Annotated in this window: 16 protein-coding genes; 11 read left to right on the top strand and 5 right to left on the bottom strand. The window is 65.4% G+C overall.

The genetic code is table 11. From position 1 onward, the window contains the following. Window positions 1–136: 136 nt before the first annotated feature. Complete coding sequence (locus ACCQ06_RS20405; protein ID WP_228324683.1) at window positions 137–3370, bottom strand: efflux RND transporter permease subunit; 3234 nt, start codon at window positions 3368–3370, stop codon at window positions 137–139. A gap of 93 nt (window positions 3371–3463) precedes the next feature. Further along, window positions 3464–4708, bottom strand: a complete 1245-nt coding sequence (locus ACCQ06_RS20400; RefSeq protein WP_104615736.1) for an efflux RND transporter periplasmic adaptor subunit — start codon at window positions 4706–4708, stop codon at window positions 3464–3466. A 306-nt stretch (window positions 4709–5014) separates the two neighbouring features. Here ACCQ06_RS20400 and ACCQ06_RS20395 point away from each other — a divergent pair, with 306 nt between their 5' ends. The 5 genes from ACCQ06_RS20395 to ACCQ06_RS20375 all read left to right on the top strand — a co-directional run bounded on the left by ACCQ06_RS20395 (window position 5015) and on the right by ACCQ06_RS20375 (window position 10973). Further along, window positions 5015–6331, top strand: coding sequence for a M20 family metallopeptidase (locus ACCQ06_RS20395; protein ID WP_316688921.1), 1317 nt, complete (start codon window positions 5015–5017; stop codon window positions 6329–6331). Window positions 6332–6493: 162 nt separating this feature from the next. Next, entirely contained in the window at window positions 6494–7309 is an 816-nt protein-coding gene (gene queF / locus ACCQ06_RS20390) for an NADPH-dependent 7-cyano-7-deazaguanine reductase QueF (protein ID WP_316688919.1), read from the top strand. Window positions 7310–7412: 103 nt separating this feature from the next. Further along, window positions 7413–7706 (top strand): LysM peptidoglycan-binding domain-containing protein, encoded by a 294-nt coding sequence (locus tag ACCQ06_RS20385; protein ID WP_316688918.1) that lies wholly within the window; start codon window positions 7413–7415, stop codon window positions 7704–7706. Window positions 7707–7813: 107 nt separating this feature from the next. After that, the gene (locus tag ACCQ06_RS20380; protein WP_104615732.1) at window positions 7814–8368 is read left to right on the top strand and encodes a hypothetical protein; all 555 of its coding nucleotides are present in this window, start codon (window positions 7814–7816) and stop codon (window positions 8366–8368) included. Window positions 8369–8741: 373 nt separating this feature from the next. After that, a complete protein-coding gene (locus ACCQ06_RS20375) occupies window positions 8742–10973 on the top strand; it encodes an NADP-dependent isocitrate dehydrogenase (RefSeq protein ID WP_228324680.1) in 2232 nt (743 codons plus the stop codon). A 79-nt stretch (window positions 10974–11052) separates the two neighbouring features. Here ACCQ06_RS20375 and ACCQ06_RS20370 read toward each other — a convergent pair whose 3' ends face one another. Next, window positions 11053–11301 carry a hypothetical protein gene (locus ACCQ06_RS20370; protein ID WP_104615730.1) on the bottom strand — a complete coding sequence of 83 codons (249 nt, stop codon included), beginning with the start codon at window positions 11299–11301 and terminating at the stop codon, window positions 11053–11055. 102 nt (window positions 11302–11403) lie between these two features. On the opposite strand from ACCQ06_RS20370, the gene ACCQ06_RS20365 reads away from it, so the two are divergent. From ACCQ06_RS20365 to ACCQ06_RS20355, 3 genes are read left to right on the top strand one after another with little or no spacing between them, the layout of a single operon-like run. Continuing rightward, window positions 11404–12345, top strand: a complete 942-nt coding sequence (locus tag ACCQ06_RS20365) for a LysR substrate-binding domain-containing protein (RefSeq protein ID WP_104615729.1) — start codon at window positions 11404–11406, stop codon at window positions 12343–12345. Between the two features lie 13 nt (window positions 12346–12358). Next, complete coding sequence (aceK, locus tag ACCQ06_RS20360) at window positions 12359–14098, top strand: bifunctional isocitrate dehydrogenase kinase/phosphatase (protein WP_316688917.1); 1740 nt, start codon at window positions 12359–12361, stop codon at window positions 14096–14098. Between the two features lie 59 nt (window positions 14099–14157). Beyond that, complete coding sequence (locus tag ACCQ06_RS20355; RefSeq protein ID WP_316688916.1) at window positions 14158–15030, top strand: energy transducer TonB; 873 nt, start codon at window positions 14158–14160, stop codon at window positions 15028–15030. Window positions 15031–15275: 245 nt separating this feature from the next. Here ACCQ06_RS20355 and rho read toward each other — a convergent pair whose 3' ends face one another. Continuing rightward, window positions 15276–17150: a transcription termination factor Rho gene (gene rho, locus ACCQ06_RS20350; protein WP_316688915.1), complete on the bottom strand. Its 1875-nt coding sequence runs from the start codon at window positions 17148–17150 to the stop codon at window positions 15276–15278. A 217-nt stretch (window positions 17151–17367) separates the two neighbouring features. Further along, window positions 17368–17709, bottom strand: a complete 342-nt coding sequence (trxA, locus tag ACCQ06_RS20345; protein WP_005987953.1) for a thioredoxin TrxA — start codon at window positions 17707–17709, stop codon at window positions 17368–17370. A gap of 197 nt (window positions 17710–17906) precedes the next feature. Here trxA and rhlB point away from each other — a divergent pair, with 197 nt between their 5' ends. From rhlB to ftsX, 3 genes are all read left to right on the top strand, one after another. Continuing rightward, window positions 17907–19634, top strand: coding sequence for an ATP-dependent RNA helicase RhlB (gene rhlB / locus ACCQ06_RS20340; protein WP_316688913.1), 1728 nt, complete (start codon window positions 17907–17909; stop codon window positions 19632–19634). Window positions 19635–19709: 75 nt separating this feature from the next. Continuing rightward, entirely contained in the window at window positions 19710–20396 is a 687-nt protein-coding gene (ftsE, locus tag ACCQ06_RS20335; RefSeq protein ID WP_003484499.1) for a cell division ATP-binding protein FtsE, read from the top strand. Then, the gene (gene ftsX / locus ACCQ06_RS20330; protein ID WP_104615725.1) at window positions 20393–21343 is read left to right on the top strand and encodes a permease-like cell division protein FtsX; all 951 of its coding nucleotides are present in this window, start codon (window positions 20393–20395) and stop codon (window positions 21341–21343) included. The genes ftsE and ftsX overlap by 4 nt, the downstream gene beginning before the upstream one ends. The last annotated feature ends 3 nt before the right edge of the window (window positions 21344–21346 follow it).

Here is a 21346-nt window from a genome sequence, read left to right as displayed (position 1 = left end):
GAAAGCGAAGGCAACTGCCGCTGCTCGCGCTGGTGGCTCGCTGCTTCCGGGGTCCTGGGGGCGTTGCTCAGCCTCCTGGCTTCATCCCGGGCCCCCGGTCCCGGGTCCCCGGTCCCGATTATTGCGGCGCCCATCCTCATGTCCGTTCTCCAGCATGCCCGAGCGCCGCAGCGGCACGCTGCGCGCGCCATGCGCGCAAGCGCTCGCCGGCGCGTTCCATGTACAGATAGATCACCGGGGTGGTGTACAGCGTCACCAGCTGCGACAGCAGCAAGCCGCCGACGATGGCGATGCCGAGCGGGCGACGCAGTTCCGAGCCGATGCCGGTGCCCAGTGCCAGCGGCAACGCACCCAGCATGGCGGCGGCGGTGGTCATCATGATCGGGCGGAAACGCAGCAGGCAGGCGCGGCGGATCGCCTCGTGCGCGTTGGCGCCTTCGCGGCGGGCGTCGATGGCGAAGTCGATCATCATGATCGCGTTCTTCTTGACGATGCCGATCAGCAGCACGATGCCGACGATGCCGTCCACCGACAGGCTCAGCCCGCACATCATCAATGCCAGCAACGCGCCGACACCGGCTGGCGGCAGGGTGGAGATGATCGTCAGCGGGTGGATGTAACTTTCGTACAGCACGCCCAGCACGATGTAGATCACCACGATCGAGGCCAGCAGCAGCCACACGATATCGGTCTGGCTGCCGGTGAATTCGGCCGCCTTGCCGACGAACTGCGCATGCACCTGGGTCGGGATCTTGAGGTCTTCGCGTGCCTTCTCGATCGCTGCTACCGCCTGCGACAACGAGTGCCCCGGCGCCAGATTGAACGAGATGGTCACCGCCGGCAGCTGTTGCTGGTGGCTCACCACCAACGGCGTGTTGGTGACCTTGGCTTGCGCCAGCGAGGCCAGCGGAATGATGCTGCCGGCACCGACCACGATGCCGGTGTTCTGGTTGCCCACGCCGGTGGCGGTGGACGAGTTGGACGAGGTCACCTGGCCGAAGCTGGTGGCATTGGTGCCGGTCAGTGCGCCGCTGCCGTTGCTGGCCACCGCCAGCTGATTCATCAATGCGGTGCTGCTGCGGAATTCCGGCGCCACTTCCAGCACCACGCGGTACTGATTGAGCTCGGTGAAGATGGTGGAGATCTGGCGCTGGCCGAAGGCATCGTAGAGCGTGTCGTCGATGGTCTGCATCGGCACGCCGAGCATGCTGGCCTTGTCGCGGTCGATGCTCAGCTCCAGCGCGCGGCCCTGGTTGGCCAGGTTGTTGTCCACATCGGCCAGCTCGGGCAGCTTGCGCATCGCCTCGGTCATGCGCCCGGCCCAGGTGGCCAGCTCGGTGCTGTCCACATCCGAGATCGAATACTGGTATTCGGTGGCGGCCACGCGGGTGTCCAGGGTGACGTCCTGCACCGGCTTGAGGAACAGCGCTACGCCCGGAATGCCGGACACGGCCTTTTGCAGGCGCGGCAGCACCTCGTCCAGGCCATCGCGGTCGCCGCGCGTCTTCAGCACGATCGACAACTGGCCCTGGTTGAGGGTCGGGTTCATGGTGCCGGCGCCGATGAAGGCGGCCACGCCGGTCACCGCCGGATCCTTCTGCAGCGCGGCGGCCACTGCCTGGGTGCGCTGTTCCATCTGCGGAAACGCCACGTTCTGGTCGGCCTGCACCACGCCGGTGATCAGGCCGGTGTCCTGTTCGGGCAGCAGGCCCTTGGGGATCGCCACATACAGCACCACCGTCAATGCCACCGCGCCGATCGCCACCGCCAGGGTCAGCGGCTGATGCGCAAGCACCCAATCCAGGCTGCGCTCGTACGCGCCCACCGTGCGCGTCCACAGATTGGTCTTGCCGGCCGCTGTTGCGCGTTCGTGCGCGTCTTCGCCTTCGGGGAGGGCATCTGGCTTGAGCAGGTAGGCGCACATCATCGGCGTCAGCGTCAGCGACACCAGCATCGAGATCACCACTGCAATCGACAACACCCACGCAAACTCATGGAACAGCCGTCCGGTGACGCCCGGCATCAGTAGCAGCGGCAGGAACACCGCCACCAGCGACACCGTCAGCGACAACACGGTGAAGCCGATCTGCTTGGCGCCGATTTCGGCCGCTTCCGGGCCCGTCTTGCCCTGTTCGATGTAGCGCACGATGTTTTCGATCATCACGATCGCATCGTCGACCACGAACCCCGTCGCCACCACCAGCGCCATCAGCGACAGGTTGTCCAGCGACATGCCGGCGAACGCCATCACCCCGAAGGTGCCGGCCAGGGACAGCGGCACTGCCACCGAGGGAATGATGGTGGCCCACAGCCGGCGCAGGAACACGAAGATCACCGCCACCACCAGCGCGATGGTCAGCACCAGGGTGAACTTCACCTCGTGCACCGAGGCGCGGATGGTTTCGGTGCGGTCGGAGAACACCTCCAGATGCACGTCGGCCGGCAACACCGATTGCAGCTGCGGCAGGATGCTGCGGATCTGCTCCACCGTCTGCACGATGTTGGCGCCGGGCTGGCGGCGGATTTCCAGCAGCACCGCCGGCTTGCCATCGGCCCACGCGGCGAGCTGGTCGTTTTCTACCCCGTCCACCACGTTGGCCACATCGGCCAGCCGCACCGGGCGGCCGTTGGCGAAGCTGATGATGGTCTCGCGGTACTGCGCCGCATCGGTGAGCTGGTCGTTGGTGCCGATGCTGTAGGACTGGGTCTTGCCGTTGAGCGAGCCCTTGGGCGCGCTGACATTGGTCTGGGTCAGCGCGCTGCGCAGCGACTCCATGGTCAGGCCCATGTTCGACAGCTGCGCCGGGTTGACCTGGATGCGCACGGCCGGGCGCACGTTGCCGGCGATCGACACCAGGCCCACGCCCGGCACCTGCGACAGGCGCTGGGCCAGGATCGCATCGGCGTAGCGGTTGACCTCGCGCAGCGGCAGCGAATCGGAGGTGAGCTTGAGGGTGAGGATGGCCGCATCGGCCGGATTGACCCGGTTGTAGACCGGTTGATACGGCAACGACGAGGGCAGGGTGGCCTGGCGGATCGCCGCCTGCACGTCCTGCGAGGCGATGTCGATGTCGCGCTCCATCGAGAACTGCAGAATGATCGTGGACAGGCCTGCCGACGAGTCGGAGGTCATCATCTGCAAGCCGGAGATCTGCCCGAACTGGCGCTCCAGCGGTGTGGTCACCAGCGAGGCCATGGTGGTCGCGTTGGCGCCGGGGTACTGGGTGGTCACGACCAGGCTGGGCGCGTCGATTTCCGGCAATGCCGACACCGGCAATTGCCGGTAGCCCAGGATGCCCAGCAGCAGGACGCCCGCCATCAACAACGAGGTGGCGATGGGGCGGCGGATGAAGATGGTCGAAAAGCCCACGGGGGAGTCCTTGCTGAAGACGTCAATCGGTGCCGGCGCGCAGGGCGCCGACGCGCACTGGCGGCGGGGTGTCCCGTCGCCAGTGGTCAGGCATTAGCGCGGGCCGCCGCCGCGTCGGCCACCGCCACCGCCGCTGCTCTTCTGCTTGTCCTGCGCCGCCTTGAGCTCGGCTTCGGTGGGCTCGGGCGGGGTTTCGCCCGGCTTGAGCGCGCTGACCTTGCTGCCCGGCTTGAGCCGGAACTGGCCTTCGGTGACCACGCGCTCGCCGGGCTTGAGGCCCTTGGTGACCTGCACATGGCTATCGTCCACTTCCACGCCCTGCACCACGGTGCGCATCTGCGCGGTGTTGTCGTTGCCCACCACGTACACGTAGTCGCCGTCCGGGCCACGTTGCACGGCCTGGGTCGGCACCACGGTGCCGCCGGAGATGGTGCGCAGCTGCAGCCGCACGTTGACGAACTGCCCCGGCCATAACGCGTTGTCGGTGTTGTCGAAGATCGCGCGCGCGCCGAAGGTGCCGCTGTCGGCGGCGATGCGGTTATCGATGACATCCAGCTTGCCGTCGCCGCTGACCACATGCGCATCGCCGCGATCCAGCGCCGCCACGCCCAGCGGCGACGCCGCCTGGCCGCTGCGTACGGCCTGCAGCTCGCGTTCGGGCAGGTTGAAGGACACGTAGATCGGGCGGATCTGGGTCAGGGTGACGATGGTGGAGCTGGCGCTGACGATGTTGCCCACGTCCACCCCGCGGATGCCGGCGATGCCGTCGATCGGCGCGGTGACGCGAGTGAACTGCAACTGCACCTGCGCCGAACGCATCTGCGCATCGTTGGCCGACACCGCCGCCTCGTACTGCGCCACCTGGTTGCGTTGGGTATCCAGGTCTGTGCGCGAGACGTACTGCTTGTAGGCCGGGTCGTTGGAGCGCTGGTAGTTCACCCGCGCCGTCGCCAGCAGCGCCTGGTTCTGTCGCTTGGCCGCCAGCGCCTGGTCGTAGCTGGCCTGCAGCGTGCGCGGGTCGATCTGCGCCAGCAGGTCGCCCTTCTTCACTTCCTGGCCTTCCTTGAAATTCAGGCTCATCAGCTGGCCGCCGACCTGCGGGCTGACCGTGACCGTATTGAGCGCGGTGACCGTGCCCAGCGCGCTGGCGTAGACCGGCACGTCCTGGGTGGTGGCAGCCACCACCGTGACCGGCACCGGGCCGCTGTTTTCGGTGCCATTGCCATCCGGCGCGTCCGCCCGCTTGCCGTGATTGCCCCCGCCCATCATCCGCATTGCGACAAACACCACGACAAGCACCGCTACGACCAGCAGTGTGATCTTCCAAAAACGCGACATGCGACAACTCCTGAGGGCGGGCCGGGCGCCTGGGGCGACCGTGGGGCGGCTTTGCGAAGCATATCGCTGCGTCCGGGCAATTGAGCGTTACTGAAGTAACGGCTCGCCGGGCGAAACGACCGCATGGTTCACGGATGCGTGCAGCGGCAACGCGTCAGCGCCGCTGCGGTTGACCGCCGGGCTGAATCGACCCCCACCGCGCCCCGGCGGCCCGTGGCGCCGGCCAATCAGGCGTTCGCCACCGGCCACGCTGCGCTCTGGCGGTGCGGTGCACTACAGTGACGGCCACTGATTGGAGGATTCTCGATGCGCCATTCCCGCCTGCTGACCAGCGCGCTGCTGCTGGCCCTGCCTACGCTTGCCGCCGCACAGGCTGCGCCACGGCCCGAGGTCCAGACCGCCGCCAGCGCGCTGCAGCCCAAGGTGGTGCAGTGGCGCCGCGACTTCCACCAGCACCCGGAGCTGTCCAACCGCGAGGAGCGCACCGCCGCCACCGTGGCCGCGCAGCTGCGCAAGCTCGGCCTCAAGCCGCGTACCGGCATCGCCCATCACGGCGTGGTGGCGATCATCAAGGGCGGCAAGCCCGGCCCCAGGATCGCCCTGCGCGCGGACATGGATGCGCTGCCGGTCACCGAGCAGACCGGGCTGGCCTTCGCCGCCAAGGCGACCGCCGAGTACCGCGGCGAGCAGGTCGGGGTCATGCATGCCTGCGGCCACGACGCCCACACCGCCATCCTGCTCGGTGTGGCCGAAGCGCTGGTGGGCATGCGCGACCAGCTGCCCGGCGAAGTGATGCTGATCTTCCAGCCCTCCGAAGAAGGTGCGCCGGGCAATGAGGAAGGCGGCGCCTCGCTGATGCTCAAGGAGGGCTTGTTTGCCGACTTCAAGCCGCAGGCGGTATTCGGCCTGCATGTGTTCTCCAGCGTGCAGGCCGGCAAGATCGCGGTGCGCAGCGGCCCGCTTATGGCGGCCTCTGACCGCTTTGCGATCAAGATGATCGGCCGCCAGACCCACGGCTCGGCGCCGTGGAACGGCATCGACCCGATCGTGGCCAGCGCCGACATGATTTCCACCGCGCAGACGGTGATCAGCCGCCGCGCCAACCTGTCCAAGCAGCCGGCGGTGCTGAGCTTCGGCGCGATCAAGGGCGGCATCCGCTACAACATCATTCCCGACGATGTGGAAATGATCGGCACCATCCGCACCTTCGACGAAGGCATGCGCCAGCAGATCTTCGCCGACCTCAAGACCGTGGCCGAGCACACCGCCGCCGCACACGGCGCCAAGGTGGATGCGAAGGTGCCCGACCAGGACGGCAACCCGGCCACGGTCAACGACCCGGCCCTGACCGCCAGGATGCTGCCCAGCCTGCAGGCCGTGGTGGGCGCCGACAACGTCTACGAGCCGCCGCTGCAGATGGGCGCCGAAGACTTCTCGTTCTACGCCCAGCAGGTGCCGTCGATGTTCTTCTTCGTCGGTTCCACCGCCAAGGGCATCGACCCGGCCACCGCGCCCAGCAACCATTCGCCGCAGTTCCTGCTGGACGAGTCCTCGCTGGACCTGGGCCTGCGCGCGCTGTTGCAGGTGTCGCTGGATTATCTGCATCAAGGTGAGACAGGCTGAATCGGGAATCGGGAATCGCGTGCAGTTGCACGATTCCCGCTGACCGTCGCCAATCAGGTGGGTCGGCGGGCTGCTTGAAGACCCGCTGCTGCTGTTGCCAGCTCGGTGCTCCAGCGTTCGCCATATAGCTCAGGGCCAGTCGGCTCGGCCTAAAATGGCGCGATGAATACCCCAGAAGAGTCCACCCTCGGTCGTGAGGTCGCTTACCCCAGCGGCTACGACCCGTCGCTGCTGTTTCCGATTCCGCGCGCGGCCGGTCGCGAGGCGATCGGCCTGACCGGCGCCTTGCCCTTTATCGGCCGCGATCGCTGGCACGCCTACGAGCTGAGCTGGCTGGATGCACAGGGCAAGCCGTGCGTGGCCACGGCCACCTTGCATGTGCCCTTCGATTCGCCGTCGTTGATCGAATCCAAATCGCTCAAGCTGTATCTCAACTCGCTCAATGCCACGCGCTTCAACAGTGCCGAAGCGGTGCGCACGCGCATCGTCACCGACCTGTCCACGCGCGCCGGCGCCGATGTATCGGTGGAATTCGGTTTGCCGCCGATCGATTCGGTGGGCGAAGGCGAGTCGATCGATACCCTGGATGTCAGCATCGACGATTACGGCCCGCCCAATGCGGCGTATCTGCGTGCGCAGACAGCGGCGGCAGTGGAAGAAGTGCTGACTTCTGCATTGCTCAAATCCAATTGCCCGGTGACCGGCCAACCGGATTGGGCCAGCGTCACGCTGCGCTATCGGGGTGCGCCGATCGACCGCGAAGGCCTGCTGCGCTATCTGGTGAGTTTCCGCGACCACGCCGAGTTTCATGAGCAATGCGTGGAGCGCATTTTCAATGACGTGCTGACCCGTTGCGCCCCTGAGTGGCTGGTGGTCGAGGCGCGTTATACCCGGCGTGGCGGGCTGGACATCAATCCGCTACGGAGCTCGCCCAGCGTGCCCACGCCGCTGTCGATCTTCCGCGATTTGCGTCAGTAAGTCGCTGCGCGACAGGATCGCGCCAGCTTCACGGTGGCGCGATCCATGCTTAACAGCGCTCCGCGCACCCTGCAGTCCTCGTGATGCATGAAGGATTGCAGCAATGAGTACCGATAAAAAAGCAGATTTCTCCAACGTGGCGTCGTCGGTCGATAGCACCGCCGACGTGACGCCTGCTCCGGATTTTTCCAACGTGCGCACCAGCGTGCAGAGCACCGCAGAGCTGGTCGAGGAATCAGTCACTGTGCAGGCAGGCGACAGTCTGTCCAGCATCGCCAAACGTCACTTGGGTAATGGCGCATTGTGGCCGCGCATTTTCGAAGCCAACCGCGAAACGCTCAAGGATCCGGACAAAATTTTCCCGGGCCAGGTCCTGCGTTTACCGCACAAGGCGTAGCTGCCTACGCGATCGTCACTGCATTGCGAGGTACACGGTGCGATGTGTGTGCGTCTTGCAAAAACATTCCAGAAACAACGATCTTTTCGATCATCGGAGATTGATCCATGCGTACCAAATCCGTTTCAAGCACGCTTGTGATTGCGCTTGCCGGCGTGCTCGCATTGTCCGGTTGCAAGAAGGACGAAGACGCCAGCGTTTCGAAGGATCCCACCTCCGGTGCTGCCACTGAGGCGATGCCGGGTCCGGCCGCCACGCCGCCGGCCAGCGACCAAGCCGGGCAGAGCACCGCGACCGGCGCCGCCAGCACCGACACCGCAGCCGCGATGGGTTCTGCGGTGAAGGTCTCCAGCGTCGTAGTCGGGACCAAGGCCGCCGCCGACAAGACGGTGACACCGTCCCCCACCATCGGCTCCAAGGACACCATCATTGTGTCGGTCAAGACCGATGGCAGCGCGAGCAACGTAGCGGTCTCGGCCAAGCTCACCTATCAGGACGGCCAAGTGGCCGGCGAGCAAAACGCCACGCTGACCACCACGGGTGCAGAAACCACCAACCTCAGCTTCAGCAAATCCGATGGCTGGCCCGCCGGTACTTACACCGCGCAGGTTATGGTCGACGGTAAACCGGCAGGTAACCCGCAGACCATTACGGTCAAATAATTGCCTTGATTGGCAGCCACCTGTGGCGACGGCTCTCTACGTGAGCACCGTCATGTCTGCCACTGGCAACCTCGGGCTGCATCAAGTTGCAACAAAAGGCGCGGTCGCATGATCGCGCCTTTCTGCTATGCGTTGGTTCGGCAATGGATTCGTTACAGCTGCATCCATGTCGATTGGCCGTGTGGCGGGATGAAGCGTCCGCCTGTGGTCGCTTTACCCGGGCGCGGCTCAGACGCGACAATGCCGTGCTGATCCAATGCCGCGTCCGCCGCGCTGGCCGATCGGCGTGCCGCTAGCGACCCCCGTCGTGCACGCCAACGTCAACGTCGCCGGGCATCGGCGCTCCTCCCGACCACAAGAGCCATCGCACCTCATGTCGAAGACACCGAAGATCCTCTACACGCTCACCGACGAAGCTCCCTTCCTGGCCACGCAGTCGCTGCTGCCGATCATCGATGCCTACACCGATACCGCCGGGATCGTGGTCGAAACGCGCGATATCTCGCTCGCCGGTCGCATTCTGTCGTTGTTCCCCGAGAGCCTGACCGACGCGCAGAAGATCGCCGACGACCTCGCAGAACTGGGCGAACTGGCCACCACGCCGGAAGCCAACATCATCAAGCTGCCCAACATCAGCGCCTCGGTGCCGCAGCTCAAGGCCGCGATCGCCGAACTGCAGAGCCAGGGTTATGCGTTGCCGGCGTATCCGGACGAGCCCAAGGATGCCGCAGAAAAAGACATCAAGACGCGCTACGACAAGGTCAAGGGCAGTGCGGTGAATCCGGTGCTGCGCGAAGGCAATTCCGATCGCCGCGCACCGCTGTCGGTCAAGAACTACGCACGCAAGCATCCGCACCGCATGGGCAAGTGGAGCAGCGACTCCAGGTCGCACGTGGCGCACATGGACGACGGCGATTTCTTCGGCAGCGAACAGTCCACCACGCTGGCCGAGGCCGGCACGCTGAAGATCGAATTCGTCGCTGCCGATGGCAGCAGCAGCGTGCTCAAGGACAAGGTTGCAGTAAAGGCCGGCGAGATCGTCGATGCCGCAGTGCTGAGCAAGCGTGCGCTGGCCAGCTTCATCGATGCGCAGATCGCCGATGCCAAGGCCAAGGATGTGCTGTTCTCGGTGCATCTGAAAGCCACCATGATGAAGGTCTCCGACCCGGTGCTGTTCGGCGTGGTGGTCGGCGAGTTCTACAAGGACACGCTGAGCAAGCACGCCGAGGTGCTCAAGTCGGTCGGCTTCGATCCCAACAACGGCATCGGCGATCTGTACGCCCGCATCGGCACGTTGCCTGACGCGCAGCAGGCGCAGATCAAGGCCGATATCCAGGCCGAATACGCGCAGCGCCCGGGGCTAGCGATGGTCAATTCGGACAAGGGCATCACCAGCCTGCATGTACCCAGCGACGTCATCGTCGACGCCTCGATGCCGGCGATGATTCGCGACTCCGGCCAGATGTGGAATGCGCAAGGCAAGCTGCAAGACACCAAGGCGGTGATTCCGGACCGTTGCTATGCCGGCGTGTATCAAGCGGTGATCGACGACTGCCGCACGCATGGCGCTTTCGACCCGTCCACCATGGGCTCGGTGCCCAACGTCGGCCTGATGGCGCAGAAGGCCGAAGAATACGGCTCGCACGACAAGACTTTCCAGCTGTCGGCTGCCGGTACCGTCAAGGTCACCGATGCCAATGGCAACACCGTGTTCGAGCATGCGGTGGAAGCCGGCGATTTGTGGCGCATGTGCCAGGTCAAGGACGCGCCGATCCAGGACTGGGTGAAGCTGGCGGTCGAGCGTGCACGCCTGAGCGATACCCCGGCCGTATTCTGGCTGGACAAGGCGCGCGCGCACGACGCGCAGGTCATCGCCAAGGTCGAGACATACCTCAAGGATCACGACACCAACGGCCTGGATATCCGCATCCTGCCGCCGGTGGAAGCCACCACGTTCTCGCTGGAGCGCATCCGCAAGGGCCAGGACACCATCTCTGTCACCGGCAACGTGCTGCGCGATTACCTCACCGACCTGTTCCCCATCATGGAGCTGGGCACCAGCGCCAAGATGCTCTCCATCGTGCCGCTGATGGCCGGTGGCGGCCTGTTCGAAACCGGTGCAGGCGGTTCGGCGCCCAAGCACGTGCAGCAGTTCGTCGAAGAGAACTGCCTGCGCTGGGATTCGCTGGGCGAATTCCTGGCGCTGGCCGCGTCGCTGGAACATCTGGGCAACCGCTACAACAATCCGTCGGCCACCGTGCTGGCCAAGGCGCTGGACGTGGCCAACGGCCAGTTCCTGGACAACAACAAGTCGCCGGCGCGCAAGGTGGGCGAGCTCGACAACCGCGGCAGCCATTTCTATCTGGCGATGTATTGGGCGCAGGCCCTGGCCGCGCAAACCGAAGACACCGCATTGCAGGCCAAGTTCGCACCGCTGGCCAAGGCGCTGACCGAGAACGAAGCCACCATCGTGGCCGAGCTCAACGGCGCACAGGGCAGGCCGGTGGAGATCGGTGGTTACTACCACCCGGACCTGGCCAAGGTCAGCGAGGCGATGCGTCCGAGCAAGACCTTCAATGACGTGCTGACCACGTTGAAGGCCTGATCCCCGCGCACCGCATGGCGGTGCGTGCAATCAGTGCGATATGCAGGGCCCGCCTCGTTGACAGGCGGGTCTTGTCGTTTCAGCGAAAGGGCGACAGCGCGGTCATTGCCCGCACCAGGCGGCGTGCACGCCGCGCCATGCGTTTCTCGGCATGCCGTTGTCGCGCAGCCTCGCTCGCGACCGGCGCGCTCTGCGCGGTCTGCTTTGCCGGTTCGGTTGTGGCGTCCGTTGCCACCTCCCTCGCGATCTCGGGTTCTGCCAACTGCTTTGCAAGCGCCACGTCGGCAATGTGCCCGTGCTGGAACAGCAACTCGGTAAAGATGCGCATGATCCTGCTCCCACTTGAGTGGAAGCCACAGTAGGCGCAGGCTGAGTCATGCAAAAGCGAGGCTTTTGCAAGTCTGCGTTGAATTCCATTCAAGGGTGAGCCATGTCGCGTCCGCCGCTTCACGCATTGCAGGGCTTCGTCAGTGCGGTGCGTCTGGGCAATCTGTCGCGCGCTGCCGCGTCGATGCATCTGACCGTCAGCGCGCTCAGTCACCAGGTGCGTGCGCTCGAACAGCGCCTGGGCTATCGGTTGCTGCAACGGCACGCGCGCGGCGTCAGCGCCACTGCGCAGGGGCAGCAATTGCTCGATCGCATTGCACCGCATCTGGATGCGATTGCCGAGGCGTTCCAGCCGTTCGCCGCGCGCCGCGAGGACACGCTCACTCTGAGCATTACTCCGTCGATGGCCTCGGCGTGGCTGGTGCCGCGCCTGAGCGATTTTCTGGCGGCCCATCCCACCATCGAGATCAATCTGTTTTCCAGCGAGCGACTGGTGGATTTCGAGCGCCAGCCGGACGTGGATGCAGCCATGCGCATCGGCGCCGGGCAATGGCCGGGCGTAATCGCCGAACCGTTGTTCGACGAATGGCTGGTGCCGATGGCCAGCCCGGCGCTGATCGCGCGCATGGGCGGCATCGATGCGCAGCCGCTGCAGCAATGGCCGCTGCTGGGCGACCCGGATGGCGACTGGCCGCGCTGGTTTACAACCTTCGGTGGCGAGCCGCCGCGTCGCTATGCCGCCGTGCTCGACGACTCCGAGTCCCATCACCGCGCGGCGCTGGATGGCGTCGGTGTGGCGATGGGGCGGGTGACGCGCGCACGCCTGTTGCTGGCATCCGGCCAACTGGTGGCGCTGTCCGCGCAACGGCTCAAGACCAGCTGGTCGCATTACCTGGTGTACCCGCCACGGTCGGCCGCACACACCGGCTTTCTCGCGTTTCGCGCATGGCTGCAAACACAGGCGCGCGAACATGCTGCGCACGCGCAGCAGGCAGCGGTCGCCCCGCATGCTGCGCTGCCCACCCCGCGTCGCCGCAAGCGCTGAGTACACTGCCGCCATGAGCCAGCTCCCGTTACCGCCGCAATCCGAACGCCGCGCGCTGGCGATCGCCCACGCCGTGTACGAAGCGTTCGAGGATTACCACGCACGGTTTTCAGAGATCACCGCACGTGCCAAGCAGCGCTTCGAAACGCGCGACTGGAGCGCTGCGCGCGATGACGCCGTCGCACGTATCGCGCTCTACGATCAGTACATCACCGAATGCATGCTGCGCCTGCGCGCCGTGCTGCTGGGGCAGGCGCACGACCGCGCGTTGTGGATGCGCGCACGCGGTCATTACGCCGCGCTGCTGGCCGGGTTGATCGATCAGGAGTTGTACAAGACCTTCTACAACACGCTGACGCGGCGTTACTTCGGCACTCATGGCGTGGATGCCGATATCGAATTCATCGCGCTGGATATTGAGCCCACCGATGCCATCACCGTGCCGGTCGCACGGCATACCTACGCCGTGTCGCCGGGCCGGCTGACCGACATGCTGGTGCGCGTGCTGGGCGATTACGCATTCGCCGTGCCGTATGCGCACCGCACCCGCTGCGCGGCGGCCATTGCGGTGCGTCTGCTCGACGATCTGGCGCATTGGGGCGAGCACCCGGTGCGCAGCGTCGAACTGCTGGAAACGGTGTTCTATCGCGAACGTCGTGCGTATCTGGTCGGGCGTGTGTTCGGCGAGCATCGGTTTTCGCCGTGCGTCATCGCGCTGATCAACGACGGTGCCGGCTTGCGCGCCGAAGCGGTGCTGACCAAGCGCAGCGATGTCGCACAACTGTTCAGTAACTCGCGCAGTTATTTTCAGGCCGATCTGTCCACGGTCGGCGATGCGGTGGTATTTCTGCGCAGCCTGCTGACCCACAAGCCGGTCGACGAGCTCTACACCATGCTGGGCCGCGCCAAGCAAGGCAAGACCGAGCGCTATCGCACGTTTTTCAGCCATTTTCAGGCGCAGCCGTCCGAGCAGCTGGTGCATGCCGATGGCACGCCCGGCATGGTCATGGTGGTGTTTACGCTGCCCAGTTATCCGCTGGTGTTCAAGCTCATTCGCGACCGTTTCGCCTATCCCAAGACCATGAGCCGCGCGCAGGTCGAAGGGAAATACGAATTGGTCTTCCAGCTCGATCGCATCGGCCGCCTGCTCGACGCGCAGCCGTACCGATTTCTGCGCTTTCCCAAGGCGCGCTTCTCGCCAGCACTGCTGGAAGAACTGCAGACCAGCTGCGCGATGAGCCTGAGCGAAGACGGCGACGATGTGCTGATTGCGCTGTGCTACGTCCAACGGCGCCTGCGCCCGCTCAATCTGTACCTGCGCGAGCAACTGCCCGAGGCCGCGCATGCCGCCGCGCTGGACTATGGCCAGGCGATCAAGGACATGGCGCGCAACAACATCTTTCCCGGCGACATGCTGCTAAAGAACTTCGGGATCACCCGCCATCAGCGCGCGGTGTTCTACGACTACGACGAGCTGTGCCTGATCACCGACTGCACCTTTCGCGACTGGCCCAAACCCACCACCTACGAAGAACAACTCGCCGCCGAACCCTGGTTCCATGTCGGCCCGCGCGATGTGTTTCCCGAACGCTTCGCCTTGTTCATGGGATTGCCGGCCTCGCAACTGGAGGCGGTCAAACACATCCACCCGGAACTGTTCGACCCGCAGTGGTGGCGCGACCTGCAAGCCCGGCTGCGCGAAGACGATTATCCGGACACGCCGCCGTATGCGGAGTCGCGGCGGCTTGCCTAGACCGTTTCGTTTACAGCGGCAGGCTGGTAAAACGTGCGATCAACCAATGGAGTAAGACAATGCAGTGGAAGCAACGTATGGGTCTGGGCATGCTCTTTTCGCTGGCAGCGATGGGCGTGGCGCACGCCAAGCCGGACGCTGCGCGTGCGCAGATCGAAGCGAGCATGAATGTCACCGGCGAGTTGACGCTGACACCCGACGGCACCGTGACCGCGGTGGCGCTCGCCGACGAGGCGCGTTTGCCTGCAGCCGTCCGCGAACGGATCAAGCACTCGGTGGCCGCGTGGCGGTTCGATCCGGTCAAGGACGACGGCAATGCCTTGCCGGCGCGGCTGCCGATGAGCTTGCTGCTGGTCGCCAAGCCGGCCGATGACAATCAGTACCAGGTGTCGATCCGCAGCGCGCATTTCGGCGGCCAGGCCCCGCAGGGCATCAGCGCACAACCCAACGGTATGGCGCCGCCGCCCTATCCGGTCAATGCCTTCAGGGGCGGCGCCACTGGCGTGGTCTACCTGCTGCTCAAGATCGGACGCGATGGCAAGGTGGAAGATGTGGTTGCCGAACAGGTCAACCTCACCGCACTGGTCCCTGAGTCCAAGCGTGCGCGCTGGCGCAAGGAATTTGCCGACGCCTCCATCGCCAAGGCGCGCAGTTGGACCTTCACTCCGGCCACTGCCGGGTCTGAGCGCAATGCGCCGTTCTGGGAGATGCGCGTGCCGGTGACGTTCGACATCGCAGCGTCCGAGAAGGACCTGGATGCCAAGCAGAAAAAATGGCAGTCGTATCTGCCGGGCCCGCGTCAGACCGCGTCGTGGCGAATGCAGAACGACGCAGCCGCCACGACCGACAGCCCGGACGCGCTGCCGGGATCGGGATTGTTTTCCGTCCGCGGCGAAGGCGTGCGCCTGATCACGCCGCTGCACGAAGGCTGAGACGACTGGCGGTTCCGAATCGATGCGGTGGGTGTCGCGCAGTCGGCCCGCCCTCAGATCAGCCATCCGACAGCCGCTTGCATCACGGACGATCGTCGAGCTCTCGGTCAACAAGGCAGTTGATCGGCAACGACCGCGCGCCAGTTCGAGCGAGCTCGGAAGACCAGGTGTTTTCTCACGCGAACGCCGCCCACAAAAAAGCCCCGCAGTGCGGGGCTTTTTTGTGGCGCTAATCCAGACCGACCTCAGCGCTTCATCGAACTGAAGAACTCGTCGTTGGACTTGGTGGTCTTCATCTTGTCCAGCAGGAATTCCATCGCCGCGATTTCGTCCATCGGATGCAGCAGCTTGCGCAGGATCCAGATCTTCTGCAGCAGCTCCGGCTCGATCAACAGATCTTCGCGACGCGTGCCCGAGCGGTTGATGTCGATCGCAGGGTAGACGCGCTTTTCGGTGATGCGACGGTTCAAATGCACTTCGCTGTTGCCGGTGCCCTTGAACTCTTCGTAGATCACCTCGTCCATCTTGCTGCCGGTCTCGACCAGCGCCGTGGCGATGATGGTCAGCGAGCCGCCTTCTTCCACGTTACGTGCCGCACCGAAGAAACGCTTCGGACGGTGCAGTGCGTTGGCGTCCACACCACCGGTGAGCACCTTGCCGGAGCTGGGCACCACGTTGTTGTAGGCACGTGCCAAGCGGGTGATCGAGTCGAGCAGGATCACCACGTCCTTCTTGTGCTCGACCAGGCGCTTGGCGCGCTCGATCACCATCTCGGCGACCTGCACGTGGCGCGCGGCCGGCTCGTCGAAGGTGGAGGAGATGACCTCGCCGCGCACGGTGCGCTGCATTTCGGTCACTTCTTCCGGGCGCTCGTCGATCAGCAGCACGATCATGTGCACTTCGGGATGATTGCTGGTGATGGCCGTGGCCACCTGCTGCATCATCATCGTCTTACCGGCCTTGGGCGGGGAGACGATCAGCGCACGCTGACCCTTACCCTGCGGCGCCATCAGATCCAGGATGCGGCCGGTGATGTCCTCGGTGGACCCATCGCCACGTTCCAGACGGAAACGGCGACGCGGGAACAGCGGGGTCAGGTTCTCGAACAGCACCTTGTTCTTGCTCGCTTCCAGCGGCTCACCATTGATGGTGTCCACGATCGACAGCGCGAAATAGCGCTCGCCGTCCTTGGGGAAGCGGATGCGGCCGGACAAATGATCGCCGGTGCGCAGATTGAAACGGCGGATCTGGCTGGGCGAGATATAGGTATCGTCCGGTCCGGCCAGGTAGCTGGCTTCGGCGGCACGCAGGAAACCGAAGCCGTCGGGCAGGATTTCCAGCACGCCGTCAGCGGCAACGCCTTCGCCATGACGGGTCAGCACCTTGAGCAGGGCGAAGATCACGTCCTGCTTGCGCGCGCGCGCCACGCCTTCCTGGATATTGAGCTGATCGGCGATGTCCAGCAGCTTCTGCGCCGGCATCCGCTTGAGATCGCTCAGCGAATACACCGGGAAGCCTTCCGGCACGGCCGGATGCGGACGCGCGATGAACGGCTCGTTGCTGCCATCGGAAGACGGCATGCCGCCGCTTTCATTGCCGAACCGATCGCGCGGACCGCGGTCGCGGCGGTTGCGGAACCGATCACGGCGGTTGCCCTGCTGGTTCTGCCCTTGACCCTGGCCTTGTTGATTCTGACCAGCGTTCTGGCCCTGGCCCGGTTGCTGGCCTTGACCCTGACCTTGGGTCTGGCCCTGGTTTTGCGCCTGATTCTGGTTCTGCTGTTGCTGCGCCTGATTGAAGCGCTGCTGCTGCGACTGGCCGCCTTCGCGGGCCTCGCCGTAGCTGTCGCCGCCCTGGCTGTTTGCGCTGTTGCCGGGTGAGCTACCGGCGCCTGCACCATCGCCGGACGTCTGCGCCGGTGCCGAATCGGCAGCGTGCGACGGTGCCTGCGGGGCGCGTGGAGCGTCGGGTACGGGACTGGCTGGCAAGGGCAGGTTGGGCTGCTGTGCGCCGCCATCGTCATGGGAAGCGGCGGTCTTGCTCACGCGCGGCTTGCGCGCGCGCTTCTCGACGGGAGCGTCGACGCTGCTCCCGGTATCGGAGGAAGGATGATCGGACAAGTGCGTGATTCCTCGCTAAGGTGCGAGCGCCCGGCTGGGGGGCGAACTATTGGTAGATGGGAGTCTAGAAGAAGTTTCTAGAGGGGTACGGCGGCGCACGAACGTGTGCCGGACCAACTGACACTATCACCGCGACGCGCAACCGCGCAAGCGTCCGCCGTTGCAGGGTTTAACTACCGGCGAACCGCCGGGCGTCCATCGCTGGACGCCCGCTCACTCAGGCAGCCGCGCCGCCCAGGGTCTTGTCGATCATCTGGGTCAGCTGGCCCTTGCCGACCGCCCCGATCTGACTCGCCTGTACTTCACCGTCCTTGAACAGCAACAGCATCGGGATCGAGCGCACGTGGTACTTGATGGCCAGGGCGCGGTTCTGGTCCACATTGACCTTGGCAACCTTGAGCCTGCCTTGGTATGTATCGGCCAGATCGTCCAGCACCGGTGCGATCATCTTGCACGGGCCACACCACTCGGCCCAGAAATCCACCAGAACCGGTTCGCCGGATTGCAGTACTGCTGTATCGAAGTCGGCATCGCCGACATGTTGAACCTTGTCGCTCACGTTGGGTCTCCTGGAAACCAAACGGCCCACCCGATCGGGCAGGCCGCCACATTGCGTTAAACTGGGGCATTGCGCGACTGAATCAAGTGTCAGTCCTGAAGCCGCGCTGTCCGCCACAAGAGCCGCAGTTTGCGACGCTGTCGGCATCGATGCAAGCCGCGCCCGGGCTGCCCAGGGCGCCTCACGAAGACGGAATAATGAGCGACAAACCGCTGACCGATTTGACTTTTTCCTCGTTCGACCTGCAGCCGGCGTTGGTTGCCGGGCTGGAGGGCGCCGGGTTTACCCGCTGTACCCCGATCCAGGCGCTGACCCTGCCGGTGGCGTTGCCGGGCGGCGATGTCGCCGGCCAGGCCCAGACCGGTACCGGCAAGACGCTGGCGTTTTTGGTGACGGTGATGAACCGCCTGCTGATCCGCCCGGCGCTGGCCGACCGCAAGCCGGAAGACCCGCGCGCGCTGATCCTGGCGCCCACCCGCGAGCTGGCGATCCAGATCCACAAGGACGCGGTCAAGTTCGGCGCCGACCTGGGCCTGCGCTTTGCGCTGGTCTACGGCGGGGTGGACTACGACAAGCAGCGCGAGCTGCTGCAGCAGGGCGTGGACGTGATCATCGCCACCCCGGGCCGGCTGATCGACTACGTCAAGCAGCACAAGGTGGTTTCGCTGCATGCCTGCGAGATCTGCGTGCTGGACGAAGCCGACCGCATGTTCGACCTGGGTTTCATCAAGGACATCCGCTTCCTGCTGCGGCGCATGCCCGAGCGCGGTACCCGGCAGACGCTGCTGTTCTCGGCCACGCTGAGCCACCGCGTGCTGGAGCTGGCCTACGAGCACATGAACGAGCCGGAAAAGCTCGTGGTCGAAACCGAGACCATCACCGCCGCACGCGTGCGCCAGCGCATCTATTTCCCGTCCGACGAAGAGAAGCAGACGCTGCTGTTGGGCCTGCTGTCGCGCAGCGAAGGCGCGCGGACCATGGTGTTCGTCAATACCAAGGCGTTCGTCGAGCGCGTGGCGCGCACCCTGGAGCGCAACGGTTACCGGGTCGGTGTGCTGTCCGGCGACGTGCCGCAGAAAAAGCGCGAATCGCTGCTCAACCGCTTCCAGAAGGGCCAGCTCGAAATCCTGGTCGCCACCGACGTGGCCGCGCGCGGCCTGCATATCGACGGGGTCAAGTACGTCTACAACTACGACCTGCCGTTCGACGCCGAAGATTACGTGCACCGCATCGGCCGTACCGCGCGCTTGGGCGAAGAGGGCGATGCGATCAGCTTCGCCTGCGAGCGCTACGCGATGAGCCTGCCGGACATCGAGGCCTACATCGATCAGAAGATCCCGGTCGAGCCGGTGACCACCGAGCTGCTGACGCCGTTGCCGCGCACACTGCGCGTGGCGGTGGAAGGCGAAGAGGTCGACGACGACGCTGGCGACAGCGTGGGCACCATCTTCCGCGAAGCGCGCGAGCAGCGTGCGGCCGAAGAACAGCGCCGCGGTGGCGGTCGCAGCGGTCCGGGCGGCGCATCGCGCAGTAGCAGTGGCAGTGGCGGCGGTCGTCGCGACGGTGGCAGTGCCGACGGCAAGCCGCGTCCGCGTCGCAAGCCGCGCGTCGAGGGCGAGGCTCCGGTTGCTGCCGTTGCAGCGGCTGCATCGGTTGCCCCGGTGGTTGCCGACGCCGCTGCCGTTGCGCCGTCCATCGACGTCGAGGGCGAGCGCGCACCGCGCAAGCGTCGTCGCCGTCGCAACGGCCGTCCGGTCGAGGGCGCCGAGCCGGTCGCATCCACGCCGGTGCCTGCACCCGCTGCGCCGCGCAAGCCGACCCAGGTGGTCGCCAAGCCAGTGCGTGCCGCCGCCAAGCCGGGCGGCAGCCCGTCGCTGCTGAGCAGAATCGGCCGCCGTCTGCGTTCGTTGGTCTCGGGCAACTGACCACTGACGGCATCAATCGCATCGCCGGTCTTCGGCGATGCGACGTAAGCGCTGGCGCTCCGGCATAATCGCTGGATGACCGTTCTGCGTTTCGACAACGTCAGCAAGCACTACGCCGGGGGCCACCAGGCGCTGACCGATGTCAGCTTCGAAGTGGCCGATGGCGAGATGCTGTTCGTGACCGGCCACTCCGGCGCCGGCAAAAGTACCTTGCTCAAATTGATCCACCTCAGCGAGCGTCCGAGCCAGGGCGCCGTGCTGTTGGGCGAGCGCAACCTGCTCAAGGTGCGTGGCCGGCAGATTCCGCTGCACCGTCGCCAGGTGGGCGCGGTCTATCAGGACCATCGTCTGCTCAACGACCGCAGCATCGCCGAGAACGTGGCGTTGCCGTTGATCCTGCGCGGCACCCGCCGCGCCGAGATCGGCAAGCGGGTGCGCTCTGCATTGGAACGCATCGGCCTGGCCCATCGCGAAAAAGCCTTGCCGTCGCAGCTGTCGGCGGGCGAGCAGCAGCGCGTGGGCATTGCGCGTGCCATCGTCGGTGAGCCGCGTCTGCTGGTGGCCGACGAACCCACCGGCAATCTCGACCCGGCACTGGCCGCCGAAATCATGCAGTTGTTTGCCGAGTTGCCCGCGCGCGGCACCAGCGTGCTGGTGGTCAGCCACGACCTTGCCTTGCTCAAGCAGATGCGCAAACGCGTGCTGATCCTGGATCACGGCCGCCTGGTCGACGACATCTCGCCGCAGGATCTGGCCGAATGAGCAAGCTCGCCAATACCGAAGCCGTGGCGCCGTCGCGCTTCGGCGTGTGGATCGACCACCACCTGCACAGCATCGCCTTCAGCCTTGGCCGCGCCATGCGCAAGCCATGGGCAACGCTGCTGACCATCGTCGTGATGGCCTTGGCGCTGGCGTTGCCGCTGGGGCTGTCGATCGCGCTGGACAACGTCAAGCTGCTGGCCGGCAGCGTGCAGCAGTCGCGCGAGATCAATCTGTTCCTCAAGGTCGATGTCGCCGCCGATGCTGCGCAGGCGCTTGCCGGCGAATTGCGTGCGCGCCCCGATGTGGCGCAGGTGACGCTGCGTACGCCCGAGCAGGGGCTGGCCGCGTTGCGCGAGAGCGCAAAACTCGACGAAGCCGCCGATGCGCTGGGCGAGAACCCGTTACCGACGCTATTGATCGTCACCCCCACCGATGCGGCAGACGATGCGCAACTGGCTAGCGCATTGCAGGCCCTGCCGCAGACCGACCAGGTGCAGCACGACGCACTGTGGCGCAAGCGTCTGGATGGCTGGCTGCACTTCGGCGAACGCCTGGTGCAGGTGCTGTCGGCGCTGCTTGGCATCGGCGCGGTGCTGGTGGTCGGCAACACGGTGCGGCTGGATATCCAGTCGCGGCGCGAAGAGATCGGCGTGCTGCAATTGCTCGGTGCCAGCGATGGCTTCATCCGTCGCCCGTTCCTGTATCTGGGCGCGTGGTACGGGCTGGGCGCCGGCGCTGTTGCGCTCGCTTTGATCGCCGCCTCGGGCTTGGCATTGCGCGCGCCATTGGCCACATTGGCCGATAGCTACGGCAGTTCCTTTACCCTGCACGGACTGGATCTGCTGCATTCTGTGATGGTGCTGATCGGCACCCTGGTGCTGGGTTGGCTGGGCGCCTGGCTGGTAACCGGCCATTTCCTTCGTCAGACCCGTCCCACCGAGACCTGAGGC

This window comes from Xanthomonas sp. NCPPB 4467 (assembly GCF_041475665.2).
Lineage (GTDB): Bacteria > Pseudomonadota > Gammaproteobacteria > Xanthomonadales > Xanthomonadaceae > Xanthomonas > Xanthomonas dyei.
Note: the sequence above shows the minus strand (reverse complement) of the source record. Positions and strands in the feature narration are given on the sequence as shown.